Here is a 24143-nt window from a genome sequence, read left to right as displayed (position 1 = left end):
CAATCTGAAGGAGCTTTCTTTAAGATAGAAAATGATTTGCGGTAACATAAAAGAGACCACCGTTTATAATTTGTATTGTAATGCGTGGTTCGTATTGTTCTTGTAATGCTTGCTTTTCAATTTCATAGCTTTCTGGAAGTTCATCGCTATCTTCGTAAAATCGATTTAAAAGGTCTAAATCGTGATTCCAACGCACTCTCGCTTCTTTTGCCCACGTGTGGTCATCTTCAGCGATTATACTTTTTAAAGCATCCTCTATACGTTGTAAGCCACTTTGTGGCTTAATGATAGGTGAGAGGGTAAAACAAAAGTCAGGTATTTTCGGTGTGAGTTTGATCTCTGCTAAAGTGTCATGAAAGTTTGCAATCATTGTCCCGGAAATAAGATGAATACCGATGGAATGAAGTATGTCTTTTTTTCGGTCGCATTGATAAGATACTTTTATATTTACACCAAGCCAAGGATGAAGGGGGGTATGAGTTGCCCCGCTATGTTTCACTTCCTCATATAAACGTATGTATGAACCTAGTTCTTTTGTTGTTTCAAATATTTGATGCAAACGGGGTGAACCGTAATGAATAAGTTCACCGTCGTTTTCTTCGTTTTCTGGATTTGTAATAAGAGTAAGGCGCATCGGGTTCGGAACGCCTCCTGTTTTTTCAAGATAGTGCCAATAGAAAGGGCGGTTCATTAATAATTTATCCATTTCAATTGTTAACTGCACGTCTAATAGGTGAGGGGAACGTTCTAAAATTTCGCAGTTATTCGCCTCAAAAAAGTTATATAAGTAATTATGAATTTCATTTTGCTGCATAGTCTTGCACCTCTGCTTCATTGCGCTTCGCAAAATCGATAATAGATGTTAAATTTTCCATCTTGATTCGAATTTCACCTTCGCTTTTTGAATGCGCGAAAATTTCTTGAATATGCGCATCAATATTTTTCATGTTGATTCTCGTTAAAATTTCATCGAGTTCACCGATTACACGTTCAAATAAATTAATTTTTTCATATAGTAGTTTTAAAATGTGCTCTTCAACAGTGTGCTTTGTTGCTAAGTTATAAATATGAACATCATTTTTTTGTCCAAGACGGTGAATACGTCCAATCCTTTGCTCGAGTCGCATTGGATTCCACGGTAAGTCGTAATTAATCATATGGCTACAAAATTGTAAGTTAATTCCTTCACCACCAGCTTCGGTCGCAATTAATACTTGGGCATGATTTTGGAAAAGCTCCTTCATCCAATCTTTCTTCCCGCGCTTAAATCCACCGCGAAATGGAACAGAGGAAATGCCATGTTGTTGTAAGAACCATTGTAAATACATTTGTGAAGCTCTATATTCAGTGAAGATAATGACTTTATCGTCAACTTCTTTTATAAGCTCTAGTGCTTTATTTGCTTTGGAGTTGAACGGAATATGATTAATTTTGTCCATCAGCACATCAATATGTGGGTCCTTTATGTAGTGCTCATTTTCTTTCTGTCTTTTTTCTACATGTTTTTTTAGTGAATAGTAAACAGCTTCACGACTACTACATGCTTCCCGTTTTAAAGTTAAGGATGAGAAAGCAGATGTGACGGCATCTTGTCCACGCCAATTTTCAATTTCATTATACAAAGCTTGTTCTTCTTCATTGAATTCAACGAAGATTGTTCGTACATGCCTCTTCGGCCAATCAATGCCAGTGTTATTGCGTCTATTTCGAACCATTACTTTATTGATAAGAGCTTTTAAATCTTCATCGGATTCAGTGGAACGATTTTTGGAAGCGTAATATTCTTCAAAATTAGATTGATTGCCTAAATGACCTGGTTTTAATAAAGAAACGAGGTTGAAGATTTCATCGATTTTATTTTGAACAGGAGTTGCAGTTAGTAATAAACAAAACTTCTTTTTTAATCGCTGTGCAAATTCATAGTTTTTTGTTTTATTATTTTTTAGTTTATGTGCTTCATCGATAATAATAAGGTCATACTCTAGGTTTAAAACGATATCGCGATGCGGTGAACGTTTCGCAGTATCGATTGATGAAACGATGACATCAGCTTGTTCCCAAGAATAACTTTTCTTTTGAGCGACCGCAGGAATAAAAAATTTTGTGTTTAGTTCATACGCCCACTGAGATACGAGAGAAGCTGGAACGAGAATGAGTACCTTTTTTACAAGTCCTCGAACCATATATTCTTTTAAAATAAGTCCAGCTTCAATCGTTTTTCCAAGTCCGACTTCGTCTGCTAGAATCGCTTTACCATTCATTTGTTCAATGACATTTTGAGCGACCTCTAATTGATGTGGAAGCGGCGTGAAATGTGATAAATGTTTCGGTGCTTGCAATCCATCAAAAGTAGGGACGAGTAACGATTTCTCTGTTTTATAAGCTAAATGATATAAATCCCAATTTGTCCAAGGACCATCTTCATCAATTCTTTTTAAAAAATTGTTTTGCCACGTTCGATCTACGGAAATATCGACATTCATTAAGACTCTCCCACCTTTTATAAACTAAAGTGATTATTTAAAAAATCTTTATTATAAGCCTCGTAATAAGGCGCTATCACAATTACTAAAAGTTAAAGAATAGGCAATGATAAAGGGCTAAATTTCAAAATTTGTATTTAATAAGATTAAGAATGAAAAATTCTAAATTATTTTTTATGCTAGAATATTGATGAAATATAGCGAATAATGTTAGGATAATGGTGTGAAATGTGTGGAATCTTTCGTATTTTATCCAAGAAAGTAACTTTTTATTTACGCTTTCATAAAAAAATATACTGAGATTCCGTATAACCTTATCTTTTCAGAATGAAAATGTTTAGATATGGGAAGCAACTTTTATTGATTTGTCAGAGCATAAGGGGGAAAGAGCATGATTACATTACAACGTACACCGTTATTTGATGTATACGCGAAGTATGGTGGGAAAACAGTCGACTTCGGTGGTTGGGAATTACCAGTTCAATTTTCAAGCATTAAAGAGGAACATGAAGCTGTACGTACAGGAGCAGGTTTGTTCGATGTATCTCATATGGGAGAAGTAGAGGTAAAAGGTGTAGATAGTTTAGCATTTTTACAACGTGTTGTTACAAATGACGTATCTACCTTAAAGGTAGGGGGCGCACAATATACAGCTATGTGCTATGAAAATGGTGGCACAGTAGATGACTTATTAATCTACAAACGTGGTGAAGAAGACTATTTATTAGTAATCAATGCATCAAATATCGAGAAAGATTACGAATGGTTAGCTAGCCATGTAATTGGCGATGCGAAAGTAGTCAATGTTTCTAGTGAAGTTGCGCAGCTTGCAATTCAAGGACCAAAAGCAGAAGGCATTTTACAAAAAGTTGTGTCAGAAGATTTGAAAGAAATTAAGTTCTTTAAATTTAAAAATAATATTCTTGTAGATGGAATTCCTGCACTTGTATCTCGTACAGGTTACACAGGTGAAGATGGATTCGAAATTTACTGTAAGAGTGAAGATGCAGCAAAACTTTGGGAGAAACTTCTTGAAGTGGGAGCAGAAGAGGGCTTAAAACCATGTGGCTTAGGTGCTCGTGATACACTTCGCTTCGAAGCAACACTTCCGTTATACGGACAAGAGTTATCAAAAGATATTACACCGATTGAAGCGGGAATTGGCTTTGCGGTAAAACCAAATAAAGAAGCAGATTTCTTTGGAAAAGAAACGTTAAAAGAGCAAAAAGAAAACGGTGCATCTCGTAAATTAGTCGGCATCGAAGTAATCGAACGCGGTATTCCTCGTACGCATTACCCTGTATTGATAGGAGAAGAAAAAATCGGGGAAGTAACGAGTGGTACACAATCTCCAACGTTAAAGAAAAGCATTGGTTTAGCACTAATTGATGTAAAATACGCAGCAGTTGATACAGAAGTAGAAATTGAAATTCGTAATAAACGCGTCAAAGCAGTAGTTGTTCCAACACCATTTTATAAACGTTCAAAGTAACGGGGAGAGGGGTAGATTTCATGTTGCATCGTTATCTTCCAATGACAGAAGAAGACAAAAAAGAAATGTTACAAACGATCGGCGTTCAAACGATCGACGAATTATTCTCTGATATTCCAGAGAGTGTTCGTTTTAAAGGGGATTTAAAAATTAAAGAAGCAAAATCAGAGCCAGAGCTGTTAAAAGAGTTATCTCAAATGGCTAGTAAAAATGCTAATTTAAAAGAATATGCTTCTTTCTTAGGAGCAGGTGTATACGATCATTACGCTCCAGTAATTGTTGATCATGTTATTTCTCGTTCAGAGTTTTATACAGCTTACACACCATACCAACCAGAAATTTCACAAGGGGAATTACAAGCAATTTTTGAATTCCAAACAATGATTTGTGAATTAACAGGAATGGATGTAGCAAACTCTTCTATGTATGACGGAGGTACAGCTTTAGCTGAAGCGGCAATGCTAGCAGCTGGTCATACTCGCAAAAAGAAAATTCTTGTTTCAGCGGCAGTTCATCCAGAATCAAGAGCGGTACTTGAAACATATGCAAAAGGTCAAAATCTTGAAGTTGTTGAAATTGATCATAAAAACGGTGTAACAGATTTAGAAGTATTACAAAGTGAAGTAGATGATACAGTTGCTTGTGTAATCGTTCAATATCCAAACTTCTTCGGACAAGTGGAAAAGTTAGCTGATATCGAAAAAATCGTTCATCAACAAAAATCATTATTTATCGTTTCTTCAAATCCATTATCATTAGGCGCATTAACACCGCCAGGAAAATTCGGTGCTGATGTTGTAATCGGTGATGCACAACCATTCGGTATCCCAACGCAGTTTGGTGGACCGCACTGTGGTTACTTTGCAACAACGAAAGCATTTATGCGTAAAATTCCAGGACGTCTTGTCGGACAAACTGTAGATTCAGATGGTAAACGTGGATTTGTATTAACGTTACAAGCACGTGAACAGCATATTCGTCGTGATAAAGCGACGTCTAACATTTGTTCAAACCAAGCGTTAAATGCATTAGCAGCTTCTGTTGCAATGACGGCACTTGGCAAACAAGGTGTAAAAGAAATGGCACGTCAAAACATTTCTAAAGCACAATATGCAAAACGTCAATTTGAAGCGAAAGGTTTCACAGTAACGTTCGCTGGACCATTCTTTAATGAATTTGTTGTAGATTGTAAACGTCCAGTTAAAGAAATAAATGATGTATTAATACAAAAGAATATTATCGGTGGTTACGACCTAGGCCGTGATTATAAAGAGCATGAAAACCATATGCTTGTAGCGGTAACAGAGCTTCGTACAAAAGAGGAAATTGACACACTTGTAAACGAAATGGGGGCTATCCAATGAAGAACCAAGACCAAGCACTTATTTTTGAAGTGACTAAAGAAGGACGCGTAGGATATAGCTTACCCAAATTAGATGTAGAAGAAGTAAAATTAGAAGATGTGTTTGAGAGTGATTATATTCGAGTAGAAGATGCAGAGCTTCCAGAAGTATCTGAACTTGATATTATGCGCCATTACACAGCGCTTTCAAACCGTAACCACGGTGTGGATTCTGGATTCTATCCACTTGGGTCTTGTACGATGAAATATAATCCGAAAATTAATGAAAACGTAGCTCGTTTCGCAGGCTTTGCAAATATTCATCCACTTCAAGATGAAAAAACAGTGCAAGGTGCAATGGAATTAATGTATGACTTACAAGAACATTTAATTGAAATTACAGGTATGGATACTGTTACGTTACAACCAGCAGCTGGTGCACACGGAGAATGGACAGGATTAATGTTGATTCGTGCATATCATGAAGCGAACGGTGACTTTAACCGTACGAAAGTAATTGTTCCTGACTCTGCTCACGGAACAAACCCGGCGTCTGCAACAGTAGCTGGTTTTGAAACAATTACGGTGAAATCAAATGAACATGGTCTTGTTGACTTAGATGATTTAAAACGTGTTGTAAACGAAGAAACAGCAGCACTTATGTTAACAAATCCAAATACATTAGGCCTATTCGAAGAAAATATTTTAGAAATGGCAGAAATCGTCCATAACGCAGGCGGTAAATTATACTATGATGGTGCAAACTTAAATGCGGTATTAAGCCAAGCACGCCCAGGAGATATGGGATTTGACGTTGTGCATTTAAATCTTCATAAAACATTTACAGGTCCGCATGGCGGCGGTGGCCCAGGTTCTGGTCCAGTAGGTGTGAAAGCTGATTTAATTCCGTACTTACCAAAACCGATTTTAGAGAAAACAGAAAATGGCTATCACTTCAACTATGATCGTCCAGAAGCAATTGGGCGTGTGAAACCATTCTATGGTAACTTCGGAATTAACGTTCGTGCATACACATATATTCGTTCTATGGGCCCAGATGGCTTGCGTGCAGTAACTGAGTATGCTGTATTAAATGCGAACTATATGATGAGAAGATTAGCACCATTCTATGATCTTCCGTTCGATAGACATTGCAAGCATGAATTTGTATTATCAGGTCGTCGTCAAAAGAAACTTGGTGTACGTACATTAGATATTGCAAAACGTCTGCTTGATTTCGGTTACCATCCACCAACAATTTACTTCCCATTAAATGTGGAAGAATGTATTATGATTGAGCCAACAGAAACAGAATCAAAAGAAACATTAGATGGTTTCATTGATAAGATGATTCAAATTGCTAAAGAGGTAGAAGAAAATCCAGAAGTTGTACAAGAAGCACCACATACAACAGTAATAAAACGTTTAGATGAAACATTGGCTGCTCGTAAACCAGTTTTACGTTATGAAAAGCTAGCACCTGTACAAGTGTGATTGCAAAAAAAGAACTCGCTACATGCGGGTTCTTTTTTTTGCAACATTGGTGCAGCTAGAATGAAAAAAATGTTAAAAATTTATATTTTTTGTTTCATATTGCTGTAAAGATGCGGTTTTATAGGTGATTTTGTTGAAAAAGTCGGTTTGATAAAAGTATTTATTTTTGTTAGAATTTTATTGAAATTAAGAAGATGTGATGAGGTAGAAATTACTCATTTTTATGTATATGTGAAAAAACGAGCAAGACGGGGGTGGAAGCGTGGGATATCGATGTTATAGAATGGTATACCATTTAGAAAATGGAGAAACAATTAAAGATGTAAAAGAATTTTGTTACCGAGACCAAGGGAAAGTGTTAGAAAGAGTAGCACACCGTGTAATGGATAATAGAGAAGTGACAGCGATTGATAAACAAGGAACAATCATTTCAATAGCGTGTGAGGACATTGTAAAGGTAGAACTTGATTACATAACAGAAAGTTAACCTTGAGTCATATCGAATTATTCGATACAATATACTGTTGAATGGTGAAGAGAGAAGAGAGGAGTTTATCATGGGTAATACACGACACTTTTATATGTTTATTTTAGCGTTTGTTCTTGTTGTGGCGTTAACGATTTATTTAATTGTTGATAGCAGCTGGTACAATACAGTTCATCCAGCATTCCTTCTTTTTATGTATGTAGGAATTGCGGTTGTTAGTTTCGGAATGAGAGACGAAATGTTAGATCGCTTTGAAAAGTGATACATATACGAAAGACCAACAGGAAAATGTTGGTCTTTTTTTCTTGCCAAAAATAGGATACTGTGTATATACTGTATATATAAGGTATACACAGTATGTACACACACTGGAGGAAAACATGAATATTATTATTTCGAATTCTTCCCAAGACCCTATTTATGTGCAAATAAGAAAACAATTAAGCCAGCTTATTTTAAATGGTGGTTTAAAGGGTGGAGACCAATTACCGTCTATTCGTAGCTTAGCGAAGGAATTACAAGTTAGTGTAATTACAACGAAGCGTGCGTACGAGGAGCTTGAAAAAGAAGGATATATAGAAACTGTTGCTGGGAAAGGGACTTATGTTTCACGTAAAAATAATGAACTACTAAAAGAACAAAGGCTTCGTTTATTGGAAAGTAAAGCGGAAGAGATTGTGAATGAAAGTAAAGCGTTGCAGCTTTCACTGGAAGAGTTGCAAAAAATGATTGCGTGTTTATACGAGGGGGAATAAGAGATGTTAGAGCTAAAAAACGTTTGTAAAACTTATCAAGATTTCTCAGTGGAAAATGTAAGTTTTACATTGCCACGTGGATATATTATGGGATTTATCGGACCGAATGGAGCTGGGAAAAGTACGACGATCAAAATGATTATGAATTTAATCAGAAAAGAGAGCGGTGATATAAAAATTTTTGGTAAGGACAATAAGAAAGCCGAAAAGGAAATAAAACAAAATATCGGTTTTGTATATGATGAAAATCATTATTACGAAGATTTAACGTGTGAGCAAATGAAACGGATTATTGCACCGTTATATAAAAAGTGGGACGAAAAGCAGTATCAATCGTATATGCAGAGATTACAAGTTCCAAAGTCTAAAAAAATTAAAGAGTTATCCAAAGGGATGAAAATGAAATTTGCGATTGCAATCGCACTGTCACACCATGCGGAATTCATTATTATGGATGAACCAACAGCAGGATTAGACCCAGTTGTTCGAAGTGAATTACTTGATATGCTGCAAGAAATTGTAATGGAAGATGAAGTATCTGTATTATTCTCAACACACATTACAACAGACTTAGAGCGCATCGCGGATTATATTACGTTCATCAACGATGGAGAAATTATATTTACTGGTGAGAAAGATGAATTAATGGAGAATTACGTAATCGTAAAGGGAAACAATGATTTATTAGATCGAGAAGGAAAAGAACTATTTGTTGGCTTACGCAAAAATAAATTTGGTTTCGAAGGTTTAGCGAAGGATAAACAAGCAATTATCGATTGGTTTGGAAATGAGGTTGTATTAGAAAATCCTACATTAGATGATATTATCGTTTACACCGCGAAAGGGAGAGGTGCCTATGCGTCAGCTCATATATAAAGATTTGTTCTTTTTTCGGGTAACGTGGTTAGTGAATTTTGTTATGCCTCTTTTGTTATTTATGTTAGAGCCAAGTGGTGAATTGTTATTTCCGATGAGTTGTCTATTTATAACCCTTTCCTCGGTTATGACGTTAATCTATATGGATGAAAGGAATAAAAGTGACATTGTTATAAATAGTTTACCGTTAAGTCGAAAGGATATCATAATTGCTAGATATATTTCCTGTGCGATATTTATTGTAGGTGGGATAGTCTCAACTATGTTAGTTGTTTTTCTTATAAGAGGTGTCGCTGTTATTGATGATATCGGTGTATACCATCCTAATTTGTATATTGAAATTCCGTGGTATGGAGTAGTAAATGGGGCTGTTTACGCTTTGGTTTTTGTTGCGGCTTTTTTTCCTAGTTATTACGGAACCAAATCAAAGGTAGCAAGAAGTATCTTGTCAGGAGCATCGATGGCAGTAGCTGGAATTGCATGGATATTTATAGGGGATGGACTGAACGCAACAGCACCTTCATTCATTGAGTGGATTATGAATCCATCACATCATAGCTTATTTATAGTTGGAGGAATTATATTAGCTAGTGTATATATCGCTTCTATGTTTCTAACAATTAAAATTTATGGATCGCGTGATTTATAGAGAGGAGAATTCATATGAAACAGTTGATTTTAAAGGAGTTTTTCTTACATAAGAAGATGTTTCCTTTCTATTTTTTAATACCTATTTTCTCTGTTTTTAGGAATCCCGTCCAACCAATGGGGATTGCAATAGGATTATTTATAACATGTAGTACGATTATATATATTTCTTTTTATCATGAAGAGAAAAGTAAAGCAGAAAAAGTATTAGTGAGTTTGCCTATAACGAGAAAAGAGATAGTTATAGCTAAATATATTTCAAGCTCATTATTTATTATGACTGGTTTAAGTACAACTTTTATAGTCGTAATATTAGGAAATATTTTATTGAACAGAGACATAGCTATTCCTGGATATGCAATATTTTCAGCAATAGTAGCAACTTTGATCTATTGTGTTGTAACGATACCTGCTAATTACGTTGGAGGATATAAAGCTACTTCTGTTTTGAATGTTATTATGGTTTTGCCTTTAACGGGTATGATTGGCCTTATGTGCAATGTTTTTGGTGATAAAATAATTATGTTAAAAGTACTTCAATCTCAAGAGGCTACACTAGCAATGATTGTTCTTGGTATCGGAGTATTAGTAAGTATAGTCATATCAATGTTTCTCTCAATGAAAATGTTTCAGGAGGCAGAGTTATAGAAGGGACATTTTCATATTAGGAGGTGTAATACATGATCAAGCAATTAATTTTAAAAGATTTCATCATTCAATGGAAATTTTTAATTTGGTACATACTGTATCCTATTCTCTTTTATATGGCTTTAACAGATACGGAAAATCTATTCATAATTATGTCAGTAATTATTACAATTGGGGCAACAGTAAAAACATTTGAAGCAGATAGTAAAAATGAGAGTGAAGTTATAGTAAGTAGTTTGCCAATATTCAGGAAACAAATCGTGTATGCGAAATATATAGTAGCAATTATTATTCTTTTTATAAGCGTAACGGTCGGTTGTTTCACGATGGGAATGAAGAATGGGGTTAACCTATTTGAATTTATTGAAACGACAATGGTTGCTAGTATTAGCTTTATTTTAGTGTATTTAAGCTTTGTTTTACCGATATCGTTTTGGCTAGGGTATAAAAAAACTATTTTTATTACGCTTTTCATACTAATAGCACCGATAGCAATCTGTTCTATGTTCTTTCAAATCAACCTAGAACAAATTCAACTATATAACAGCGTGTTATTCGTTAGTTCAATTTGCATGTTCATAGTATCTATCTTCGTTTCAGTGAAATTGTATGAGAAGAGAGAATTTTAAAAGGTGCCTCGTAAAAGGCACCTTCTTCAATAACGGCAATACGAGAGCAAAAGTTTATAAACAGAAAGGCTATTAGGCACATCTTTCGGAGTATGTAATATAAAGCTGAAAACGATAACGAAAATGAGAAAGAGGAAAAATAAAAATAGGATCTGCTTATGTATAGAATTTTGCATATAACCCACTCCTTTTTTAGGTAGTATGTCCAAAAGAAAGAAGGATATGAAAAATTTTAGGAGGGAGAATGATGAACAAAAGAAAATGGTTATATAGAATAGGAGTACTTTTATTTTCAATAGGTCTCACATTAGCAAATTTTTACTCAGATATACCACCGCTACTTCCTAGTTTGCATAAAGGGATTGGTATGAGTGTTGTCATAGTTGGTCTGCTTTGTCTTATCGCATCAAATTTCTATAGAAAATCTAAATAGACATAAAAAAGGACAGTTACTTCTTTTCAGAAGAACTGTCCTTTTTAAATAACTTGTTCCAAAGCTTGGCGATGCTCCATATAATTACGATAGTAATGGAGGCAATAATTGACCAAACGATAGATGCAATTTCAAGTGCCATGTTAGGAAGGAATGTAAGAATGGATATTACTTTATGAAACAACCATTCTATTATATGAAAACTTATTTGCAATAGAATGATAATCCCGAGTGTGATCCATGTTAAGATTTGTTTTCCTTTTTCTTTCCACATGACATTCACCTCACGTTAGCCTAATAGTTTTAAGCCAACAGCACCGCATAGAATGCAGCTTAAGAAGGCAAGGCGGCGCCAATCCGCTGACTCGCGGAAAATAAGAATACCTAGAAGTGCACTTCCAGCAGTTCCGATTCCAGTCCAAATTGCGTAAGCAGTTCCCATCGGTAATGTGTTCATCGCAAGTGATAAGAAGAAGAAACTTACGCCGAAGTTAGCGATTAAAATAACTTTTGGTGCCCAGCCTTTCTTTTCAGTGGCTACTTTCATAAAGAGTACACCAACAATTTCACAAATACCAGCTAGAATTAAAAATACCCAAGCCATTTTATGCAGCCTCCTTCGATTCTTTTTCTTCTGTTACTCGTTTTAAGCCGATTACTCCGAAGAAGATTAAACCAATTAATAATACTTTTACGATAGAGAAAGGTTCTCCGAAGATGAAAATCTCTGTAAGAACGATTCCACCAGCTCCAATTCCTGTAAAGACTGCGTATACAGTGCCGACAGGTAAATCTTTATATGCTCTAAATAATAAGACGAAACTAATTGTAATTAATAGAGCAACACCAGCCCACTCAAGTGGTGCCTCCGCTTTTTTAAGTCCAATAACCCAAAAGATTTCAATAATACCAGCTATGATTACATAAATCCATGCCATATGTCATTTCTCCTTCCTACCAGTCGTTAGGTAAAGGGCTTAAAAACGACGCATTGCAAAGGAGCAATCCGTCAGTTTGAAAGTCCGCGCCAAAATACTTTCCAAGAAGCTTCTAAACGTGTCTCAAAACGATTTAAACCTGCGTATAGTAGTTCAACCATAAGGCCGTCAAGTAAGCATAAAAAAGCCTCCAAAGCGTCTTTTACTTCAATGTTATGCAGTTCATCTTGTTCGCTTGCTCTTTTAAACACAGGGAATAAAAGTTTTCCGACATTTTCAATGTGTACATTCGCTTTATCAATAATTTGTTCGCGAAATGCATCCGGCGGAAAATAAGAAGTTCGTAACCAAAACATTGATTCTTCACTTTCACCAAATCGTTTTGCATAGCCTTTTAACAAATTTAAGAGCAATTCTTCAGTAGACGATTTTGAAAAATTTTCGATATCGCCTGTGAAGCTTTGCAAATCTTTTTGAAGAGCGGATTCCAAGCATGTAAAATATAGCTCTTCTTTTCCTTTAAAGTGTGCGTAAATCGATGGTTTTTTAATCCCAACTTCTTGAGCAATATTTGCTAATGAAGTTCCTTCATAGCCGTAGCGTGCGAAATGAGAAAGTGCTACAGCTTTAATGCGGTTTGCTGTCATTTTCATCCCCTACCTACCGTTCGTTAGGTTCATTATATGAGATAAAAAATATAAAGTCAATAGGTGAAGAACTGAAAAAAGAGTGCTATGGTTGGCACTCTTTTCTAGACTGTTTTTCGCTCAATTAAATGGAATGAAAGTTCTTCTGAGTTTCCAATAATGTGTTCGTTTTGTATCTGTTTATGAAATAAAGAAAAAGCACGTGATCCCATTGTCAGCCCGGGATGCTCAATAGTTGTAATTTCTAATGCTTTTGAAATTTCATGGTTATCAAATCCCAGGATAGCGAGGTCTTCAGGTATGCGAATGCCATGTTTTTTTGCCTCTGTTAATAAACCAGCAGCTACTTGATCGTTCGCTGTGAAAATAGCGGTTGGACGATTTTTCATGTTTAAAATACGATGAAGTATTTTTGCCCCGTCCTGCATCGTATAACATTGATGAAAAACCCAATCAGGGTGCACTGTTTTTCCTTCTTGACGAAGAGTATCGGCGAAAGCTTTTTCACGATCGAGTGAATTAGCACTTGTTTTTCTTGCTAAACAAATGCCGATTTTTTCATGACCTTTACTGAGTAAATAGGAAGTACCAAGGCGGAATCCTTCGTAATGATCTACATAGACAGATGAAATGAGGGGGTGTTTCATTTTTTCACATGAAATAATAGGGGCAAATTTTGCGAACGGTTCAATTTGTTCCCATGAACTCGTGCGAGAGCAAATAATCATCCCGTCAAATTGCTTCATTTTCATCATTTCAAGAACGCGAATTTCTTCAATACTATCGTAATTCGTTTGGCATAAATTAATATGATATCCAGCTGCTAACGCTTCGTTTCCGATTCCTTCAATGATCGTGCTAAAGTACGGAAGATTAATAAAAGGTAGCATAACGCCAATTGTATATGTTTTACCCTTTATTAAATGGATAGCATTTATATTTTTTGCATAGTTCAATTCTTCAACTGCATCTAAAACACGCTTACGTTTTTCCTCTTTTACGTAAGGATGATTATTAAGGACACGAGAAACAGTTGATATAGATACACCAGCAGTTTTTGCAATTTGTTTTATATTGGCCATATGTATCACCTCTTTCCTTAATTATAAGGGGAAAATGATAAGAATGAAAAAAATCTTGACCTGAAAAGCTTTTCACAATCTATGTTATAAGCATGACTTCTGTTGTTCGCGTAACCTTTTTATTTGGGCGTAAGAATAGTGGGGTCTTTTTTGTATGTCTGCAAAGAATTTTTGTCAGAATGTGTGAGAATAACGTGGAAAGTTTTCGGAGGAGGCGTTTGATAACGAAGCGAATAGTAGAGAGTATAAACGCTTCACTCGTTAAGAGAGCGGTATGAAAGGGCGGAAACAAATTGAAAAAAGGAATCATTTGTTTCGTGTTTTCTAGTGTAATACTTAGCTCATGTTCATTTCAGCAAACGATGCAAGAAGAAAAAACATTTGTAGGAACAACAGGAGGGGCTAAGGACCGTGTTACTGATCCGATTCCGCTAAAGGAACTTCCAAAATATTTTCCGGCGAAGTTTAAAGTTCCAACGTTTTTACCTTATGACATTACGAGTGATGTGCAGGGAGAGGTAAGAACGATGGGAAAGAAGAATGCTGTCTTAACGATTAAATATAAGCAACAAGAGAAAGGAAGGCACGATTATATAGAATTAACAGTGGCCAACTTTTCTTACAGTTTTCCATACCTCGTAGAAGAAAATCGATTTCAAGAACAAATGAAATTGAATAATGGAGCACCTGCTTATTTTAAAAATAAGGATGATTACGAGCGAGGGGACGAATTTGCTACGCTTATATGGAAAGAGAAGGGGATTGAATATCAGCTATTATATCGTAATGTAGATGAGAAAGATGAAGATGTGATTAAACAAAATCTACTGTACATTGCGAACAATATGGAATAAAAAACTAGCTGTATCGTGCAGCTAGTTTTTGTATGTTATTTCTTTTTAATTTTGCCTGACCAAGATTTAAATCCACCTTTTAATTGGTAGAAATCTGTGTAGCCTTGTTTTTTTAAGTATTGAGCTGCACGACCTGTACGGAATCCGCTTTGGCAATATAAATAAACCGGTTGATCTTGGCGAAGTTCTTTGTGGCGAAGGCGAATTTGTGATAATGGAATGTTACGCGCACCTAAAATATGTCCCGCGTTAAATTCATCTGCTTCGCGAATATCGATAAGCTGTGCTTTACGGTAGCCAGCGCGAAATTCTTCTTCTGAAAGTGTTTTAATTAATTTTTTCTGATAGAAATACATCCATACAGTGTAGCCGATGAATGCTGCAATTGCGGCTAGTATAATAATCAAGTTTGTTGACACGATTCTATCGCTCCCTTTTTTCTTATCCTACTTTCAATATTATAATGCCCATATGTATTTATGCAACAGATTCATTTGTATATAAGAAGAAATTTCGTATTCTTTCACAAATTTTGTCGAATTTGGTAGACTAGAGAATGTGAAAAATAATTGGTTATATGAGGTGCAGGATGGGAAAAGAAAAATGGTGTTATATTAACTCTGGTCAATGTTCACCAGCATTTAATATGGCGTTAGATGAATGTTTATTAAATTGGCAAAGTGAAAAGAAAATGCCACCAACAATTCGTTTTTACGAATGGGAAGTACCAACATTAACAGTCGGGTATTTCCAGCGTGTTGAAAAAGATATAAATATGGATGTAGTTAACGAAAAAAAATATGGATTCGTTCGTCGTCAAACAGGCGGCAGGGGTGTACTACATGATAAAGAATTAACGTACAGTGTTATTGTGTCTGAAGATCATCCGGATATGCCAAAAACAGTTACAGAAGCATACCGCGTTATTTCGCAAGGCTTATTAGACGGTTTTAAGGCATTAGGATTAGAAGCGTATTATGCAGTTCCGAAAACAGAAGAGGATCGTGAGAATTTAAAAAATCCGCGTTCAGGAGTATGTTTTGATGCACCATCTTGGTATGAAATTGTAGTTGAAGGAAGAAAAATCGCAGGTAGTGCTCAAACACGTCAAAAAGGTGTTATCTTACAGCACGGTTCTATTCCGTTAGAAATAGATTTAGATGAGTTATACGATCTATTTTTATTCCCGAATGAACGTGTAAAAGAGCGTATGAAAAACATGTTTTCTTCTAAAGCGGTAGCGATTAATGAGTTGACAGACCGTACATTTACGATTGAACAGTTAATTAAAGCGTTTGAAACTGGATTTGAAAAAGGTTTAGATATAGAGCTTGTGCCGTATGAACTAACAGAAGAACAGCTTCATGAAGTTCAAACTTTAGCAAAAGAGAAGTATGAAAGTAATGAATGGAATTATAAAAAATAAGGAGATGGCGACCGCCATCTCCTTATTTTTATAGTAAATTAAGTACTTTTTCTACTTTGATTCCTTTATCTTGTAAAGAACGAAGGCGATTTACAACGTCCATAATTTCTTTGTCGAATGTAACGCTAATACCTTGGCTTTGTAGCTCTTTTTTTAATCCTTCAATAGAATCATCTATGTCGATGCCAAGCTCGTAATCTTGACAAACTTCAATTGTCTTTTTCACAAGTTTAACATAATTTTCTTGTAGTTTTGTATTTGTTTCAGTCAAAGCAGGTTGCTTCGGTTTTGCAGGAGTAACCGGTGCTGTCTCTTGCTTTGTAACTGGAGTAGGTACTGCTTTTTTCACAGGTGCTGGAGTAGATAGTTCTACAGCTGCTTCAACACTTACTGACTTCGGCGTTGGTACCGGAGTAGGCTTAGGTGTTATAGCGGGTGTTTCTACACGCATAACAGGTTTAGGAGCGGGTGTAACTGCTTTAGGAGCCTCTACAACTACTTCTTTGTTCGGAGTAGCTTCTACAACTGTTTCTTCTTGCTCAGCAGCTTCTTTATTTTCTTTGCTCCACATAACGCGTTCAATTTCTAGAGAAACATTGTTCTTATTCATCGCTGTTAATGTAACTTTACCAACTTCCGCGTTCCCAGTGAAATCAACAATTTTATAAATAACACTCTTGTTCCAATCCACGTTTCCGCTCAAAAATAATTCTTCGTTACATTTCGGCGTTAAGCCCTCGATTTTAATTTCTGCGTTTACACCGTTTTCACTGTATACCATAATTAGCGAAGCATTTACATCTTCGTCTGCTAACATTAGTTCACGTACCATTTTGCCGGTGCGTACTTGCGTTTTCTTCTTAACTGACATCTAATTTCTCCTCTCAAAAATTCAGTAATAATAAAAAAATCGTATAACGAAAAATAATTGCTCACGAAGATTTATGATACCGATAATAAAAGCATCACGTCAACAATTAACTTTAATTATTTTGCATTTTTCTTATTTTCTTTATGAAATTTTTCAATTTGTAAAATTAGACAGAAGAAAAACAGCCTTTTGAAAGGCTGTTAAAATTTAGATGTTTTATATAAAAATTTGTACAGAATATAAAAAGAAAGTGTAACAAGAGCACCTTGCCAAATAGACAAATTATAAAATAAGTATGGTTGTGTTTTAAAAAATACGTTTGAAAAAACTGATAAGATAAAAGGTATAAACACTGATAATAAGAGGAGTGCTTTTTGTTTCCAGGAAACCAGTATTGTAAAAGAAAAACGTCTAAATAACGAAAAAGTTATGAAAGCACCAATTGTTAAAACGATAGCAGATAATATTGTTCCAGGAATACTAAGTGGAATTCCTGAAGTGTTTGTATCTGTAAATAGTTTTTGCATAAGAGTAGTAAATGTATCGTATCCAATTTGAATAGCTAATAATAAACTAACTGCAAATCCAATAACGGTAGCTTGTTGGAAAGAATTTTGATGCTCTGAAGAGTTAATCAATTCGTCGCAGTAAGCTTTTAAATCTTCTCCGAAAATATCATGTGCATTTTTACCATCTTCTTGGGCTTCTAAAAGATGATCCAATATTTCTAAAAGCAGTTCTTCCATTTGCTTTTGCGGAACGCTAGTAAAGCGTAAATAAATAAGCATATCACCATAAGCAGCTTCGTTTTCAGGTGTTAATAATTTTCTTTTTTCATTGTTTAACTTAACCATTTCTTTTTCGGTCATAACCTCGTTACTCCTTTTTAAATTCTAAGTATTCTTTTTTGAAGAAAAGTTTATATAGTGCATAGCAAGAGATGGCAAGTAAAGCGCCAATCCAAGGTGAAATTTGCAAAGTAGTATAGGGCTTTTTTATAAATGAAAAGGAAATACCGATTAATAGTATCCATAGGCTATGGCGTATTAAAAAACTTCCTATATGCCTCCAAATAGTTGTTGTGTTTTTAAATAAATCAGTGTTAATAAAATCGAAAATAAAACGTATCATAAGATGTACCGACAAGATAAATGCGAGCAGATAAATGAAATCAATGTGTACAAATTTAAAACGTGCTTCATTTGAAAATAAGGGAAATACCAATGCAATTACGGAAGAAATAGCAAAGTATATTGCTAACAGGTAACTAGTTATAAATAAAGGAATCGATAATTGTTCCCATAAACTTTGCTTCGGTAGAGCAGCAATTAGCTCGTCACAGTACGCCTGTAAGTCGTCGCCAAAAATATCGTAAGCACTTTTTTCTTCTTGCTGGGCTTCAATAAGGTGATCTAGAATTTCAATTAGCAGTTCTTCTGCTTGGTACTCTGGCACTTTAGCTAGGCGGATGTATATTAACATGTCACTATAGGTGGTTTCATTTTCTGCATTTAATAATTTACGCTTTTGATTATTTAATTCGATTAAATCTTGCGCCTTCATCCCTATCACTCCCCTTGTAATAAGTTATTTATCGTCGTTGAAACCATTCCCCAACTTTTTTTAAATTCTTCAAGCTGTTCTAATCCTTTATCGGTTACGTGATAATATTTTCGTTTTGGACCGAGTGAGGAAGCTTTTAATGTTCCTTCAATAAGTTTCTCTTTTTGCATGCGTAACAATAAAGGATAGATGCTTCCTTCACTTACGAATGTAAAGCCGTGTTTATTTAATTTTGTACTTAGTTCATATCCGTACACTTCTTCTTGTGAAATGATATATAGAATGCAACCTTCTAGTACACCTTTTAACATTTGGCTGTGCATGATTTCACCACCTTTTATCCAGGTAACTTGCGTTGCAAGGTAGCTGTTATCTAAATTATAACAGTCAGTAACTTGCAACGCAAGTTACTGAAGTGGAAAACTTTAATCTGTGTTAATTTTCATGTGCTTCCCATACTAACGAGAGGAGGGAAGCACATGAAACCATTTATGCCAAAACTCGTTTACTTTGAACCGAGGGCACTCGAATATCCGCTTGGAAAAGAGCTTTATGAGAAGTTTACGAAGATGGGATTAGAAATTCGTGAAACGACATCACACAATCAAATTAGAAATTTTCCAGGGGAAAATGAATTGCAAAAGTATCGTAATGCAAAAGCAACACTTGTCGTTGGGGTGAGGAAGACGTTAAAGTTCGATACATCAAAACCTTCAGCTGAATATGCAATTCCGCTTGCAACAGGGTGTATGGGACATTGTCATTATTGTTATTTGCAAACGACACTTGGGAGTAAACCTTACGTAAGGGTGTATGTGAATCTAGATGAAATCTTTGAGAAGGCAAAGCAATATATGGATGAAAGGGCCCCTGAAATAACAAGATTTGAAGCTGCGTGTACATCAGACATCGTTGGAATTGATCATTTGACACATGCATTAAAGCGGGCGATAGAGTTTATCGGAGAAAGTGAACATGGACGTTTACGTTTCGTTACGAAATATTCGCATGTTGATCATTTATTAGATGCAAAGCATAATGGGAAAACGCGTTTTCGATTTAGTATTAATTCACGTTATGTGATTAAAAATTTTGAACCAGGGACATCGCCATTTGAAGAGCGAATTGAGGCTGCTCGTAAAGTAGCGGGGGCTAATTATCCTCTTGGCTTTATTGTTGCGCCAATTTATATGCATGAAGGGTGGGAAGAAGGGTACCGTGAATTGTTTGAACGATTGTACAATGAGTTAAAAGACATGACGATACCAAATTTAACGTTCGAATTAATTCAACATCGTTTTACGAAACCAGCCAAAAAAGTCATTCAAGAACGTTATCCGAATACGAAACTTGAAATGGATGAAGAGAAGCGGAAATATAAATGGGGACGATACGGTATTGGGAAATATGTATATCAAAAGGATGATGCAGAAGTATTGGAAGAAACAATACGAGGTTATATATATGAGTATTTTCCCGATGCAGAAATTCAATATTTTACATAAGGGGAATCTGGATTCTTTTTTTGTTTTATATATTTAGGCTCGTTTCCACCTTGTCACGTTATTCTTTCTGGTGTATCATTTTATTGATTGCTTCGTACGGAATAAGCAAAATGAAATTGGATGGAGGAAACCGATGCCTACCCCTAGTATGGAAGATTATATTGAACAAATTTATTTGTTGATTGATGAAAAGGGTTATGCCCGTGTATCTGATATTGCTGAAGCGCTTAGTGTACATCCATCCTCTGTAACAAAAATGGTACAAAAATTAGACAAAGACGAATATCTAATTTATGAAAAATATAGAGGGCTTGTATTAACATCAAAAGGTAAAAAAATCGGAGAACGTCTCGTATATCGTCATGAATTGTTAGAACAGTTTATGCGCATTATCGGTGTGGATGAAAGCAAAATTTATAATGATGTAGAAGGAATTGAACATCATTTAAGTTGGGAATCAATTGACCGTATCGGTGATTTAGTACAATACTTTGAACAAGATGAAGTTCGAGTAGAAACACTTCGTGGTGTTCAAAAAGCAAATGAAGAGAAAAGTAATTAAGGGGAACGTGTGGCGTTTCCTTTTTTATTTCAATCGAAAAGGACGGGAGAATCATGAAAGCGATTATTTTTGATTTTGATGGATTAATTGTGGACACAGAAACAATATGGTTTCACTCTTTCAGAGATGCTGTTCGTGAATACGGCAGCGAGTTACCTTTAGAGGAATTTGCGAAATGTATTGGAACGACAGATGAAGTGCTTTATGCATATTTAAAAGAGCAATTAAAAGAAAAGTTTAATGAGCATACATTAAAGGAAAAAGTAACAGCTTTACATAAAGAAAAAATGAAAATACCGAAAGCACGTGACGGTGTAAAAGAATATTTAGAAGAAGCGAAAGAACTTGGATTAAAAATCGCATTAGCCTCTAGCTCATCTAGAGAGTGGGTCGTTCTTTTTTTAGAAGAGTTACAGATTAGAGAGTATTTTGAAGTGATTAAAACGAGAGAAGATGTCGAGAAAGTAAAACCAGATCCAGCTCTTTATAAAGTTGCGATAGAAGAATTAGGAGTTGAACCATCGGAAGCTGTTGTATTTGAAGATTCATTAAATGGATTGAAAGCAGCAATTGCAGCAGGATTAAAATGTGTCGTCGTACCTAATGATGTGACAAGAAATTTACAATTTGAAAACCATCACCTTCGTATCGAAAGTATGAAAGATAAAAGTTTGAAAGAAGTACTTCAACATATAAAGTGAAACTTTAATCAGTCGGGGCTTTTCTCATCCCCACTGATTATTTGCCCATACTAATTGAGATAAAAAAGACCGTATTTCCTAAAAGGAAGCACGGTCTTTCTTTTTGTTTTTTTTACCTTCAATGACAGTTAAATGAGATTGTTTTCTTTTTCTTTTCAACGATGGAGAATTACCCTTTTTCCCCTTGTCATCAGAAGCATTTCGTTTCAAGAAAGAATTACTTAGGGGTGCTACATTTTGTTTCCCGTGTTTGCGGTTCGATTGTTTCGCTGCACGCTTATATGAGCTTTGCGAATTTGCAGAACCACTAGAGTTTGTAAACATTTTGTAGAGTAAGTAAAAGATACCGACGACAGCTAACATGATACCAATGTTTTTCAATACTCCCATTGGATCTGTAATAACAGATGAAACAAGGCCGAATATTGCTAATCCGATAATAAGCACAAATATAGCGAATGTAAACGAACGACCGTTCATAAGGGACACCTCCTAAAAACATATATTAAAATTAGTATATTAACGATGAGGAAAGGAGTTGAACACCATTTTTAAATAATTATTGTTTGTTTTCTAAACGTAATAATTCTTCAAACGATGCGATTGCAACTTCCGCTTGATCATCTGTTGGTTCTTTCGTTGTTAATAGTTGCAGCCATAATCCTGGATATCCAAGTACTCGCAAAACAGGGACATCTCGTAATCGATTGGTAAATTGTAATACTTCAAAAGAAATGCCGAGAACAACTGGAATTAATAAAATTCTGTTTACTACCCTTGCCCAAAGTGGATCTGTAGGAACTAGGAAATAAACAAACATTCCAATAATGACTGTAAATATTATAAAGCTACTGCCACAGCGATAATGGAGGCGAGTTTGCTTTTGAACATTTTCTACAGTCAGTGGAAGGTTATTCTCGTAAGCATTGATTACTTTATGTTCCGCACCGTGGTACTGAAATACCCGCTTAATAAGTGGGGTTAAAGAAATGAAGTATATATAGCTCAATAATAGCATGAGCTTAATGACACTTTCGACAATGATTTGCCCTGTATGAGATGGGAAAATCGGTCTCGTTAATTCAGCTAAAAGTGCAGGAACTGCTGTGAAAATTACTTTACCGAATATGAACGATAAAACGCCAACTGCTGCAACTCCTAATACCATCGTTAATTTTGATTGTTCTTCTTTTTTATTTGCAAGTTGTTCATCTTCTTCTGGGTGGACATCAAATCGTTCTGAAGCAAAGTTTAAATGTTTCGCTCCATTCGCACTTGCATCCACAATAGCGGCAATACCTCGTAAAAATGGAATTTTCTTTAGTAGAGATAATGCTTTATTACGAACGCGTGGTAAACGATAAAATTCAATCGATTTATCTTTACGACGAACCGCTGTAACAGTATATTCTCTACCGCCAAACATAACTCCTTCTATAACTGCCTGCCCGCCATATATTTGTTTTGACTCTTCTGCCATGTTAACACCAACCTGTATTTGTTTCTCTCTTATGTAGAAAAAGAGGCAATTGTCATACTTGGTTTTGTCATCTTGAAATAAGACAATCACCGAGTTTCCTTTATTTTATCGACAAATACAGGCAGATGACAAGGGAAAATGTTACGAGAGTCGGACATTTCTTATTCTTTTTATAGACAAATTTTGCAGGATTTAAACATGCCTCAAAATAGTTTCGGGCATACTAGTGAGCGGAGGTGTCAATGTGAATCAAGAACAATCAACAATAAGAAACTTTGTACAAATTGGTTTATTTGGTGGCTTATTTTGGGGAGGTATATGGTATTTCCTTCATATATTCTCATTTACAGAAGCTGGACCTAACTATTTACTTTTACCGTTTGCATTTGGAGATTGGAAAGAAGGGGTTTGGGGAAATGTACTAGGTATCGTTTGTATGGGACTTCTTTCAATTTTAGTGGCATTTCTCTATAAAGCCCTTTTTAAAAAGTTTGAAGGAGTATTCCCTGGCGTACTATACGGTTTGTTTTGGTGGGCATTATTATTTTTGGGGATGGGGCTAATGGCACCTGTTATTAAAAGTGCACTCCATTTACCGAAAGAAACAATTGTAACGACAATATGTATCTTTATATTATATGGTGTTTTTATTTCGTATTCTGTGGCATTCGAATCGAATAATACAAATAGAGGAGAAGGGGTCGAGAAGACAAACTATTCAAATAAGTGATTCCTATGTTAAAATGTCGTATAGACATTTTTTAATATTAAGGAGTTTTAAGAAAATGAAAAAGTTACTCCTCGTAAATGGTCCTAACCTAAATCGCCTTGGCGTTAGGGAAGTAAATGTATACGGAAAAGGAACGTTAGCGACGCTTGAAACAGATATGAAACACGAAGCAGAGAAAATGGGAGTGGAGTTAGAATGTTTCCAATCGAATCATGAAGGTGCTATTATCGATCGTCTTCATGAGGCTGAAGATATATATGAAGGGATCATTTTAAATCCTGGAGCATTTACGCATTATAGCTATGCGATTCGAGATGCAATTGCGAGCATTTCGATTCCTGTTATTGAAGTACATATTTCTAACATTCACCAGCGTGAATCGTTCCGTCACGAATCTGTGACGGCGGCTGTTTGTGCGGGACAAATTGTTGGATTTGGTTTTTATGGCTATAAGTTAGCGTTATTTGCATTAATGGAGAAATTGAGGGAGGCATAAA

32 protein-coding genes are annotated in these 24143 nt (G+C 35.5%); 18 read left to right on the top strand and 14 right to left on the bottom strand.

All coding sequences use genetic code 11. From position 1 onward, the window contains the following. Window positions 1-19 precede the first annotated feature (19 nt). Entirely contained in the window at window positions 20-814 is a 795-nt protein-coding gene (locus MHH59_RS21200; RefSeq protein WP_002088611.1) for a YqhG family protein, read from the bottom strand. Beyond that, on the bottom strand, window positions 801-2483 hold the full coding sequence (locus tag MHH59_RS21195) for a DEAD/DEAH box helicase (RefSeq protein WP_016120803.1): 1683 nt from the start codon (window positions 2481-2483) through the stop codon (window positions 801-803). Before MHH59_RS21195 ends, MHH59_RS21200 begins: the two co-directional genes overlap by 14 nt. 391 nt (window positions 2484-2874) lie before the next feature. Between MHH59_RS21195 and gcvT the strand changes: the two genes are divergently transcribed. The 11 genes from gcvT (at window position 2875) to MHH59_RS21140 (ending at window position 11287) form a co-directional block, all read left to right on the top strand. Continuing rightward, window positions 2875-3975 carry a glycine cleavage system aminomethyltransferase GcvT gene (gene gcvT, locus MHH59_RS21190; RefSeq protein ID WP_340852275.1) on the top strand — a complete coding sequence of 367 codons (1101 nt, stop codon included), beginning with the start codon at window positions 2875-2877 and terminating at the stop codon, window positions 3973-3975. A gap of 20 nt (window positions 3976-3995) precedes the next feature. Beyond that, a complete protein-coding gene (gcvPA, locus tag MHH59_RS21185; protein WP_002015020.1) occupies window positions 3996-5339 on the top strand; it encodes an aminomethyl-transferring glycine dehydrogenase subunit 1 in 1344 nt (447 codons plus the stop codon). Beyond that, window positions 5336-6811, top strand: coding sequence for an aminomethyl-transferring glycine dehydrogenase subunit 2 (gene gcvPB / locus MHH59_RS21180; protein ID WP_002122485.1), 1476 nt, complete (start codon window positions 5336-5338; stop codon window positions 6809-6811). The genes gcvPA and gcvPB overlap by 4 nt, the downstream gene beginning before the upstream one ends. A gap of 283 nt (window positions 6812-7094) precedes the next feature. Next, on the top strand, window positions 7095-7298 hold the full coding sequence (locus MHH59_RS21175; RefSeq protein ID WP_000262495.1) for a DUF3929 family protein: 204 nt from the start codon (window positions 7095-7097) through the stop codon (window positions 7296-7298). 70 nt (window positions 7299-7368) lie between these two features. Next, the gene (locus MHH59_RS21170; protein ID WP_002088608.1) at window positions 7369-7560 is read left to right on the top strand and encodes a hypothetical protein; all 192 of its coding nucleotides are present in this window, start codon (window positions 7369-7371) and stop codon (window positions 7558-7560) included. Window positions 7561-7678: 118 nt separating this feature from the next. After that, a complete protein-coding gene (locus tag MHH59_RS21165) occupies window positions 7679-8053 on the top strand; it encodes a GntR family transcriptional regulator (protein WP_002129076.1) in 375 nt (124 codons plus the stop codon). A gap of 3 nt (window positions 8054-8056) precedes the next feature. Beyond that, on the top strand, window positions 8057-8929 hold the full coding sequence (locus tag MHH59_RS21160; protein ID WP_078213470.1) for an ABC transporter ATP-binding protein: 873 nt from the start codon (window positions 8057-8059) through the stop codon (window positions 8927-8929). Next, window positions 8910-9578: an ABC-2 transporter permease gene (locus MHH59_RS21155; protein WP_340852272.1), complete on the top strand. Its 669-nt coding sequence runs from the start codon at window positions 8910-8912 to the stop codon at window positions 9576-9578. The genes MHH59_RS21160 and MHH59_RS21155 overlap by 20 nt, the downstream gene beginning before the upstream one ends. A 14-nt stretch (window positions 9579-9592) precedes the next feature. Further along, window positions 9593-10225: an ABC-2 transporter permease gene (locus MHH59_RS21150; protein ID WP_078213468.1), complete on the top strand. Its 633-nt coding sequence runs from the start codon at window positions 9593-9595 to the stop codon at window positions 10223-10225. 32 nt (window positions 10226-10257) lie between these two features. Next, window positions 10258-10854 carry an ABC-2 transporter permease gene (locus MHH59_RS21145; RefSeq protein WP_078213467.1) on the top strand — a complete coding sequence of 199 codons (597 nt, stop codon included), beginning with the start codon at window positions 10258-10260 and terminating at the stop codon, window positions 10852-10854. 247 nt (window positions 10855-11101) lie between these two features. After that, window positions 11102-11287: a hypothetical protein gene (locus MHH59_RS21140; protein ID WP_078213466.1), complete on the top strand. Its 186-nt coding sequence runs from the start codon at window positions 11102-11104 to the stop codon at window positions 11285-11287. Between the two features lie 16 nt (window positions 11288-11303). Here MHH59_RS21140 and MHH59_RS21135 read toward each other — a convergent pair whose 3' ends face one another. The 5 genes from MHH59_RS21135 to MHH59_RS21115 form a co-directional block, all read right to left on the bottom strand. After that, window positions 11304-11561 carry a DUF3975 family protein gene (locus MHH59_RS21135; protein ID WP_002167685.1) on the bottom strand — a complete coding sequence of 86 codons (258 nt, stop codon included), beginning with the start codon at window positions 11559-11561 and terminating at the stop codon, window positions 11304-11306. 15 nt (window positions 11562-11576) lie between these two features. After that, on the bottom strand, window positions 11577-11891 hold the full coding sequence (locus MHH59_RS21130; RefSeq protein WP_002015033.1) for a DMT family transporter: 315 nt from the start codon (window positions 11889-11891) through the stop codon (window positions 11577-11579). A 1-nt stretch (window position 11892) separates the two neighbouring features. Beyond that, on the bottom strand, window positions 11893-12225 hold the full coding sequence (locus MHH59_RS21125; RefSeq protein ID WP_002111782.1) for a DMT family transporter: 333 nt from the start codon (window positions 12223-12225) through the stop codon (window positions 11893-11895). A 71-nt stretch (window positions 12226-12296) separates the two neighbouring features. Further along, a complete protein-coding gene (locus MHH59_RS21120; RefSeq protein WP_003191412.1) occupies window positions 12297-12878 on the bottom strand; it encodes a TetR/AcrR family transcriptional regulator in 582 nt (193 codons plus the stop codon). Window positions 12879-12976: 98 nt separating this feature from the next. Further along, window positions 12977-13954, bottom strand: coding sequence for a LacI family DNA-binding transcriptional regulator (locus MHH59_RS21115; RefSeq protein ID WP_340852266.1), 978 nt, complete (start codon window positions 13952-13954; stop codon window positions 12977-12979). Window positions 13955-14271: 317 nt separating this feature from the next. Between MHH59_RS21115 and MHH59_RS21110 the strand changes: the two genes are divergently transcribed. Continuing rightward, window positions 14272-14808, top strand: coding sequence for a hypothetical protein (locus MHH59_RS21110; protein WP_016100627.1), 537 nt, complete (start codon window positions 14272-14274; stop codon window positions 14806-14808). Between the two features lie 35 nt (window positions 14809-14843). On the opposite strand, the gene MHH59_RS21105 is transcribed toward MHH59_RS21110, so the two are convergent. Then, a complete protein-coding gene (locus MHH59_RS21105; RefSeq protein WP_002034000.1) occupies window positions 14844-15227 on the bottom strand; it encodes a rhodanese-like domain-containing protein in 384 nt (127 codons plus the stop codon). Window positions 15228-15397: 170 nt separating this feature from the next. Here MHH59_RS21105 and MHH59_RS21100 point away from each other — a divergent pair, with 170 nt between their 5' ends. Continuing rightward, on the top strand, window positions 15398-16234 hold the full coding sequence (locus MHH59_RS21100; protein ID WP_016120796.1) for a lipoate--protein ligase family protein: 837 nt from the start codon (window positions 15398-15400) through the stop codon (window positions 16232-16234). A gap of 28 nt (window positions 16235-16262) precedes the next feature. Here the strand turns inward: MHH59_RS21100 and MHH59_RS21095 are convergent, their stop codons facing one another. The 4 genes from MHH59_RS21095 to MHH59_RS21080 all read right to left on the bottom strand — a co-directional run bounded on the left by MHH59_RS21095 (window position 16263) and on the right by MHH59_RS21080 (window position 18991). Then, window positions 16263-17105, bottom strand: a complete 843-nt coding sequence (locus MHH59_RS21095) for a hypothetical protein (protein ID WP_002111777.1) — start codon at window positions 17103-17105, stop codon at window positions 16263-16265. Window positions 17106-17305: 200 nt separating this feature from the next. Continuing rightward, window positions 17306-17974, bottom strand: coding sequence for a DUF1048 domain-containing protein (locus MHH59_RS21090; RefSeq protein WP_002145779.1), 669 nt, complete (start codon window positions 17972-17974; stop codon window positions 17306-17308). A gap of 7 nt (window positions 17975-17981) precedes the next feature. Then, a complete protein-coding gene (locus MHH59_RS21085) occupies window positions 17982-18668 on the bottom strand; it encodes a DUF1129 family protein (protein WP_002129059.1) in 687 nt (228 codons plus the stop codon). A 5-nt stretch (window positions 18669-18673) separates the two neighbouring features. After that, complete coding sequence (locus tag MHH59_RS21080; protein ID WP_340852260.1) at window positions 18674-18991, bottom strand: PadR family transcriptional regulator; 318 nt, start codon at window positions 18989-18991, stop codon at window positions 18674-18676. Between the two features lie 156 nt (window positions 18992-19147). Here MHH59_RS21080 and splB point away from each other — a divergent pair, with 156 nt between their 5' ends. From splB to MHH59_RS21065, 3 genes are all read left to right on the top strand, one after another. Then, window positions 19148-20173, top strand: coding sequence for a spore photoproduct lyase (splB, locus tag MHH59_RS21075; RefSeq protein ID WP_002067092.1), 1026 nt, complete (start codon window positions 19148-19150; stop codon window positions 20171-20173). Between the two features lie 133 nt (window positions 20174-20306). Further along, window positions 20307-20735 carry a transcriptional regulator MntR gene (gene mntR, locus MHH59_RS21070; protein ID WP_001143080.1) on the top strand — a complete coding sequence of 143 codons (429 nt, stop codon included), beginning with the start codon at window positions 20307-20309 and terminating at the stop codon, window positions 20733-20735. Window positions 20736-20788: 53 nt separating this feature from the next. Next, entirely contained in the window at window positions 20789-21436 is a 648-nt protein-coding gene (locus MHH59_RS21065; RefSeq protein WP_033731250.1) for an HAD family hydrolase, read from the top strand. A 78-nt stretch (window positions 21437-21514) separates the two neighbouring features. Here MHH59_RS21065 and MHH59_RS21060 read toward each other — a convergent pair whose 3' ends face one another. Both MHH59_RS21060 and MHH59_RS21055 read right to left on the bottom strand, forming a co-directional pair. Further along, window positions 21515-21916, bottom strand: coding sequence for an SA1362 family protein (locus MHH59_RS21060; protein WP_002129056.1), 402 nt, complete (start codon window positions 21914-21916; stop codon window positions 21515-21517). A gap of 79 nt (window positions 21917-21995) precedes the next feature. Beyond that, window positions 21996-22916, bottom strand: a complete 921-nt coding sequence (locus tag MHH59_RS21055; RefSeq protein WP_002015047.1) for a DUF1385 domain-containing protein — start codon at window positions 22914-22916, stop codon at window positions 21996-21998. A gap of 244 nt (window positions 22917-23160) precedes the next feature. On the opposite strand from MHH59_RS21055, the gene MHH59_RS21050 reads away from it, so the two are divergent. Together MHH59_RS21050 and aroQ are read left to right on the top strand one after the other, a co-directional pair. Then, a complete protein-coding gene (locus MHH59_RS21050; RefSeq protein ID WP_002015048.1) occupies window positions 23161-23646 on the top strand; it encodes a YqhR family membrane protein in 486 nt (161 codons plus the stop codon). 55 nt (window positions 23647-23701) lie between these two features. Further along, complete coding sequence (aroQ, locus tag MHH59_RS21045; protein ID WP_002015049.1) at window positions 23702-24142, top strand: type II 3-dehydroquinate dehydratase; 441 nt, start codon at window positions 23702-23704, stop codon at window positions 24140-24142. The last annotated feature ends 1 nt before the right edge of the window (window position 24143 follow it).

Source organism: Bacillus sp. FSL E2-0195, assembly GCF_038003645.1.
GTDB classification, from domain to species: Bacteria; Bacillota; Bacilli; order Bacillales; family Bacillaceae_G; genus Bacillus_A; species Bacillus_A mycoides.
The sequence above is the reverse complement of the archived record's forward strand: the minus strand, read 5'-3'. Positions and strand labels throughout refer to the sequence as shown.

What these genes read in the sequence shown, in the direction of transcription:
- MHH59_RS21200 (WP_002088611.1), bottom strand. Translation starts at nt 814, where the DNA reads ATGCAGCAAAATGAAATTCATAATTACTTATATAACTTTTTTGAGGCG.
- MHH59_RS21195 (WP_016120803.1), bottom strand. Translation starts at nt 2,483, where the DNA reads ATGAATGTCGATATTTCCGTAGATCGAACGTGGCAAAACAATTTTTTA.
- gcvT (WP_340852275.1), top strand. Translation starts at nt 2,875, where the DNA reads ATGATTACATTACAACGTACACCGTTATTTGATGTATACGCGAAGTAT.
- gcvPA (WP_002015020.1), top strand. Translation starts at nt 3,996, where the DNA reads ATGTTGCATCGTTATCTTCCAATGACAGAAGAAGACAAAAAAGAAATG.
- gcvPB (WP_002122485.1), top strand. Translation starts at nt 5,336, where the DNA reads ATGAAGAACCAAGACCAAGCACTTATTTTTGAAGTGACTAAAGAAGGA.
- MHH59_RS21175 (WP_000262495.1), top strand. Translation starts at nt 7,095, where the DNA reads ATGGTATACCATTTAGAAAATGGAGAAACAATTAAAGATGTAAAAGAA.
- MHH59_RS21170 (WP_002088608.1), top strand. Translation starts at nt 7,369, where the DNA reads ATGGGTAATACACGACACTTTTATATGTTTATTTTAGCGTTTGTTCTT.
- MHH59_RS21165 (WP_002129076.1), top strand. Translation starts at nt 7,679, where the DNA reads ATGAATATTATTATTTCGAATTCTTCCCAAGACCCTATTTATGTGCAA.
- MHH59_RS21160 (WP_078213470.1), top strand. Translation starts at nt 8,057, where the DNA reads ATGTTAGAGCTAAAAAACGTTTGTAAAACTTATCAAGATTTCTCAGTG.
- MHH59_RS21155 (WP_340852272.1), top strand. Translation starts at nt 8,910, where the DNA reads ATGCGTCAGCTCATATATAAAGATTTGTTCTTTTTTCGGGTAACGTGG.
- MHH59_RS21150 (WP_078213468.1), top strand. Translation starts at nt 9,593, where the DNA reads ATGAAACAGTTGATTTTAAAGGAGTTTTTCTTACATAAGAAGATGTTT.
- MHH59_RS21145 (WP_078213467.1), top strand. Translation starts at nt 10,258, where the DNA reads ATGATCAAGCAATTAATTTTAAAAGATTTCATCATTCAATGGAAATTT.
- MHH59_RS21140 (WP_078213466.1), top strand. Translation starts at nt 11,102, where the DNA reads ATGAACAAAAGAAAATGGTTATATAGAATAGGAGTACTTTTATTTTCA.
- MHH59_RS21135 (WP_002167685.1), bottom strand. Translation starts at nt 11,561, where the DNA reads ATGTGGAAAGAAAAAGGAAAACAAATCTTAACATGGATCACACTCGGG.
- MHH59_RS21130 (WP_002015033.1), bottom strand. Translation starts at nt 11,891, where the DNA reads ATGGCTTGGGTATTTTTAATTCTAGCTGGTATTTGTGAAATTGTTGGT.
- MHH59_RS21125 (WP_002111782.1), bottom strand. Translation starts at nt 12,225, where the DNA reads ATGGCATGGATTTATGTAATCATAGCTGGTATTATTGAAATCTTTTGG.
- MHH59_RS21120 (WP_003191412.1), bottom strand. Translation starts at nt 12,878, where the DNA reads ATGAAAATGACAGCAAACCGCATTAAAGCTGTAGCACTTTCTCATTTC.
- MHH59_RS21115 (WP_340852266.1), bottom strand. Translation starts at nt 13,954, where the DNA reads ATGGCCAATATAAAACAAATTGCAAAAACTGCTGGTGTATCTATATCA.
- MHH59_RS21100 (WP_016120796.1), top strand. Translation starts at nt 15,398, where the DNA reads ATGGGAAAAGAAAAATGGTGTTATATTAACTCTGGTCAATGTTCACCA.
- MHH59_RS21095 (WP_002111777.1), bottom strand. Translation starts at nt 17,105, where the DNA reads ATGTCAGTTAAGAAGAAAACGCAAGTACGCACCGGCAAAATGGTACGT.
- MHH59_RS21090 (WP_002145779.1), bottom strand. Translation starts at nt 17,974, where the DNA reads ATGACCGAAAAAGAAATGGTTAAGTTAAACAATGAAAAAAGAAAATTA.
- MHH59_RS21085 (WP_002129059.1), bottom strand. Translation starts at nt 18,668, where the DNA reads ATGAAGGCGCAAGATTTAATCGAATTAAATAATCAAAAGCGTAAATTA.
- MHH59_RS21080 (WP_340852260.1), bottom strand. Translation starts at nt 18,991, where the DNA reads ATGCACAGCCAAATGTTAAAAGGTGTACTAGAAGGTTGCATTCTATAT.
- splB (WP_002067092.1), top strand. Translation starts at nt 19,148, where the DNA reads ATGAAACCATTTATGCCAAAACTCGTTTACTTTGAACCGAGGGCACTC.
- mntR (WP_001143080.1), top strand. Translation starts at nt 20,307, where the DNA reads ATGCCTACCCCTAGTATGGAAGATTATATTGAACAAATTTATTTGTTG.
- MHH59_RS21065 (WP_033731250.1), top strand. Translation starts at nt 20,789, where the DNA reads ATGAAAGCGATTATTTTTGATTTTGATGGATTAATTGTGGACACAGAA.
- MHH59_RS21060 (WP_002129056.1), bottom strand. Translation starts at nt 21,916, where the DNA reads ATGAACGGTCGTTCGTTTACATTCGCTATATTTGTGCTTATTATCGGA.
- MHH59_RS21055 (WP_002015047.1), bottom strand. Translation starts at nt 22,916, where the DNA reads ATGGCAGAAGAGTCAAAACAAATATATGGCGGGCAGGCAGTTATAGAA.
- aroQ (WP_002015049.1), top strand. Translation starts at nt 23,702, where the DNA reads ATGAAAAAGTTACTCCTCGTAAATGGTCCTAACCTAAATCGCCTTGGC.